The sequence below is a fragment of the Paraclostridium sp. genome (assembly GCF_051657365.1).
In the GTDB taxonomy this organism is placed as follows: Bacteria; Bacillota; Clostridia; order Peptostreptococcales; family Peptostreptococcaceae; genus Paraclostridium.
Window position 1 is genome coordinate 1 of the sequence record NZ_JBOFKN010000113.1, and the last position, 4,624, is coordinate 4,624.

At 28.7% G+C, this 4,624-nt stretch carries 6 protein-coding genes and 1 pseudogene; all 7 read left to right on the forward strand.

From position 1 onward, the window contains the following. Positions 1–67 precede the first annotated feature (67 nt). The 7 genes and pseudogenes from ACRCYC_RS08420 (at position 68) to ACRCYC_RS08450 (ending at position 4,389) form a co-directional block, all read left to right on the forward strand. Positions 68–340, forward strand: a complete 273-nt coding sequence (locus ACRCYC_RS08420; protein WP_438506802.1) for a hypothetical protein — start codon at positions 68–70, stop codon at positions 338–340. A 24-nt stretch (positions 341–364) separates the two neighbouring features. Next, a pseudogene (locus ACRCYC_RS08425) lies at positions 365–466 on the forward strand (hypothetical protein); the annotation flags it as partial. Next, on the forward strand, positions 449–913 hold the full coding sequence (locus ACRCYC_RS08430; protein ID WP_438532139.1) for an alginate lyase family protein: 465 nt from the start codon (positions 449–451) through the stop codon (positions 911–913). The pseudogene ACRCYC_RS08425 and the gene ACRCYC_RS08430, both read left to right, overlap by 18 nt. A 142-nt stretch (positions 914–1,055) precedes the next feature. Next, complete coding sequence (locus ACRCYC_RS08435) at positions 1,056–2,606, forward strand: extracellular solute-binding protein (protein ID WP_438506803.1); 1,551 nt, start codon at positions 1,056–1,058, stop codon at positions 2,604–2,606. A 17-nt stretch (positions 2,607–2,623) separates the two neighbouring features. Continuing rightward, positions 2,624–3,613 (forward strand): hypothetical protein, encoded by a 990-nt coding sequence (locus ACRCYC_RS08440; RefSeq protein ID WP_438532137.1) that lies wholly within the window; start codon positions 2,624–2,626, stop codon positions 3,611–3,613. Positions 3,614–3,625: 12 nt separating this feature from the next. Then, a complete protein-coding gene (locus tag ACRCYC_RS08445) occupies positions 3,626–4,282 on the forward strand; it encodes a polysaccharide lyase (protein ID WP_438532138.1) in 657 nt (218 codons plus the stop codon). 2 nt (positions 4,283–4,284) lie between these two features. Beyond that, a complete protein-coding gene (locus ACRCYC_RS08450) occupies positions 4,285–4,389 on the forward strand; it encodes a polysaccharide lyase (RefSeq protein ID WP_438532140.1) in 105 nt (34 codons plus the stop codon). Positions 4,390–4,624 lie beyond the last annotated feature (235 nt).

Here is a 4,624-nt window from a genome sequence, read left to right on the forward strand (position 1 = left end):
GAAATACTATTCAATACTCAAAATGATTATATTGTATTGTTTAAAAAATAAAAAAGGAGCTAAACTAATGAATAAGCTTTTCTTTATTATCAAATTATTTTTTATTGTAAGTACTTTGGGGATGGCCCAAGATAATTTTATTTTATTAAATAAAGATAGTCTGAATAAAATAAAATTAAAAATTGAAAAAAAGGATCCTTTTATTATGCTTGCTTTTACTAAACTTATATTAGATGCTGAAGAAGCTATGAAGGAAAAAGAATTAGTAGTAATAACCAAAAAAGTTTTACCTAGTAGTGATAATAAACATGATTATTTAAGTTTTGGTCCATATTGGTAACCAAATCAAGATTCAAAAACAGGATTACCTTATATACAAAAAGATGAACAAGTAAACCCAGAATCAAAGACAGAATCGGATTTACCTAAATTGTCAAAAATAGCAAGAATCACAGAAGTACTTTCTTTAAGTTATTTTTATACTGGAGATTACGAGTTTGCTAAACAAACACTAAAAAAAGCTCAATATAAAAGATTAGCTTCAAATATAGGTAGTAAGGGCCAAAATTTTCATGAATTAGAAAGAACTCGTCCACTTCATTATAGTATTTTTGATTTAGAAGCTCTAATTTCTCTTGCTCTATATAGTGATAGATTTGAAGAGGTTGGCTTTTGGGAATTTATAGCTAACAAAGCTTCTTTGAAAAAAGTAGTAGACTTTATAGTGAAATATAAACAGAATTCTGAAGAGTGGATAAAGAAAAATGAAAAAGTTGATTATAGATCTTTTGCTGGAATCCTATTAATTGCTTTACAAAAATATAATGATAAAAGTTACATAACTGTTATTGATGAATTGTGGAAACTTGATTCTGAAAATATAAATTACTTAAAATGGAATAGAAATATATAGTTTTTTGATTATTTCTATAAAAAATAATTTAAATTTCGATATTAAAGATTAAAAAAAATACATTAATTATTGAATATAGACATTTATTAGCTGGTGATGTATATTTTCTCTAAGATAAAGATTAAAGCTAACAGGAGGAGAAATGAAAAATAAAATTAAAATTTTATCAACTTTAAGTTTTCTATTATTATCAGGATTTAGAACTCAAAATATTTTTGCTGAAACTAAAATTAGTAAAAATCCGATAGAGCTTAAAATACATATGCACTATTGGAATAGAGATGCTTATGACGAAAATAGACTTGTACCTAAGAAAGCAACCGAACTAACAAATATAAAGCTAAAAGGAGTTGCTCCTAAAACGGGAACTAACACAATGGAATTATTTTATTTAATGTTAGCATCTGGAGATTTACCAGATGTTGTAGGTGGAAATAGTTTAAGAGATGAATTTATGAAATATGGTATGGAAGGTGCTTTTGTTCCTTTAAATGATTTAATAGATAAACATGCTCCTAATATAAAGAAATTTTTAAATGAAAATCCTAGTGCCCAAAAAGTTATAACTGCAGCAGATGGAAATATATATTATATCCCCTATGCAGCAGACGGAATTGCTGGAAGAGGTTACTGGATAAGGCAAGATTGGTTAGATAAATTGAATTTAAAAACACCAGATAATACAGAGGAATTATATGATGTTTTAAAAGCTTTTAGAGATAATGATCCTAATGGGAATGGTATAAAAGATGAAATACCTTTAATTTTTAGACATTGGCAAGAAATGATTAGATTAGTAACTCTTTGGGGAGGAAGAACAGCAGGAACTGATTCATACTTATCATTTTATGAAAAAGATGGTAAAGTTAGACATGGATGGACTGAACCAGAGTTTAAAGAAGGAATGAAAAATATAACTAAATGGTATCAAGAAAAATTAATTGATCCCGAAGTTTTTACTAGAGGAAGTAAATCTAGAGAAATATTATTTGGAAATAATACAGGAGGGATGACAAGGGATTGGTTTGCTAGTACTGCAACATTAAATAGAACGTTGGCTAATCAAAATCCGGGAATTAATCTTCAACCAATGGCTCCTCCGCTTGGAACAGATGGAAAGAGGATTGAAGAACATTCAAGAACACTTCTTAAACCTGATGGATGGGCTATAACAACATCTAATTCTTATCCTGTGGAAACTATAAAATATTTTGATTTCTTTTTTGATGGTGTAGGAAGAGATTTAGCTAATTTTGGAATAGAGGGAATTCAGTATGATTTAGTTGATGGAAAGCCTATTTTTAAAGAGGAAATTTTAAAAGGAAATAAGCCAGTTAATAATCAATTATATGAAATAGGAGCTCAAGTTCCAATAGGATATCGTCAAAATTATGAATATGAAAAGCAATGGACAGATGAGTTAGCCATGAAGGGAGTAAATATGTATATTGAAAATGGATATATTATTCCTGAATATTTACCACCAGCCATGAACGAAGAAGAAAAAAAGGTTTACGATACATATTGGCCAACAATTTCTACTTATATAACAGAATCTGTTCAAAACTGGGTTTTAAAAGGTATGGATATTGATAAAGAGTGGGATGGATATACAAAAAATCTTGAAAAACTTGGATTGAATAAAGTGTTAGATGCTTTTCAATCAGCACACGATAGAGTTAATAAAAAATAAAAAATGGGGGAAGTTAAATGTCAAAAAAAATTATTTTATTATTAGCAAGTATTTTATCTATAAGTAGTTTTGCAGCTACAATTGAAATTGGTTTCGAAAATGAGCAATATGATGACAAGGGAACAAATAACTATAACAGAAGTGATGTATTTATGCCTTATGTTAGTGGAAGCTTTAATCCGATAGAAGGGTCAAAATTAAAATTAGATTTTAAGTACATGTACCAAGATCAATATGGGAAAGAAAGAGCTGAAGGAACAAATGCAAGATTTAAAACTCAAAGAGATAGATTTGAGTTATTTGCCAGTGGATATAGTTATAAAAATAGAAATTTTTCTTTGAATCCTAAAGCTGGTTTTAGATATGAACAATGGGCTATAAATGATAATAGTCCTAGTAATCAAGCTAAGAGAAGTTTAGGTTTAAGATTTTATCCAGATATGACATATAAGTTAAGTGATACAACAAATCTATATTTAAGTGGATTCACAGGGCCATTATTTAATGAAACAAAGCAACAATCTAGAAAAGATTCAGGATATAATAGTAAAAATTTAGGAAGCAATAACTATTATGGTGACTGGTATCAAGAGATTCAGCTGCTGGGAATTAGACATACACTTCCTAATAAGGACATGCTATGGGCTTCAATTTATAACGAATATAAGTATCTAGAGCATACCTCAGAATATATACGTTGGCAAATGAGAGTAGGATATAATTGGAAGGCGACAGATAAATTAGCGATTAATCCATTTGTAAGACAAGACTTATACTATGAAGAAGAGGGAAAAGAGTCAAATTTAGTAAAAGGAAGCAATCATGGATTAAAAAGAGATAAAGATGAGACTAGAGTTGGAACAACTTTTAGTTATAAATTTGATACAACTTTAACTTTAGTAGGAGAGGTTTATTGGCAATCAGCTAAAAATGTAGCTTATTCAGGAAAGAAATCAGATGATAAAGATAGAATGTTTTATAAACTTGGTTTAAGAAAATCATTCTAAGGGAGATTGATTATGAAAAAAGTGATACTTTTAATGTATTTAGTTACATTTGGAAGTGTTTTTTCTAAAACTATTTGGGAGCCCCAAATAACAAAAGCTTGGAAAGAAACTTGGAAAGTAATGCCCGATAAAACTTTTGGTACCAAAGAAAACTTATCTATTGAAAATGAAAATGGCGAGTTATTTTTTAGAGTAAAATATCCAAAGGGTAGTGTGAGTTCAAATTATTCTAAAAAATTTGAAAAACCTCTAGGAGGAGCTCAATTTTATACAAATATGGATATTGAAGGTAAAGATAAATTAGAATTAACTTATGATATAAGATTTTCTGATAATTTTGACTTTGTAAAAGGAGGAAAGCTTCCTGGATTATATGGTGGAGATAGAAATGCTAGTGGAAAAAGAATACCAACTGAAGATAGTGGGTTTAGTACTAGATATATGTGGAGGCGAGAAGGAAAAGGAGTTATTTATGCTTACCTTCCAACAAGTGAAATGCATGGGACTGATTTAGGTAATTGGAAATTTGAGAAAGGGAAATGGCATAAATTGACTCAAATTATTAAATTAAATACTCCAGGTAAAAATGATGGAATAATTGAAGTTTTTTTAGATAAAAGAAAAGTAGCTACCATTGAAAATCTAAGTTTCAGAGTGAGTGAAAATTAAAGATAGAGGGGTTATTTTTCTCTACATTTTTCGGTGGTTCGGATGAAACGTGGGCTTCAAAAGATGATGTATTTGTAGATTTTAAGAATTTTATAGTTTCAGAATAAAATGAGGCTGACCAATAAGGTCAGCCTCATTAATTTATATTTTTATGTAAATTTTTTATAGCTAATTTTTAATAGTCCTTAAATTAAAAGATAATTAAAAATTGACAACTCTAAATTTTTATTATATATTAGTTGTATATACAACTATACAAATTAGAGGGGTGAGATTTATGAATAAAAAAGAGTTTACAATAACGATTGCAGGTGGTGGAAGTACTTGGACACCGGGACTTTT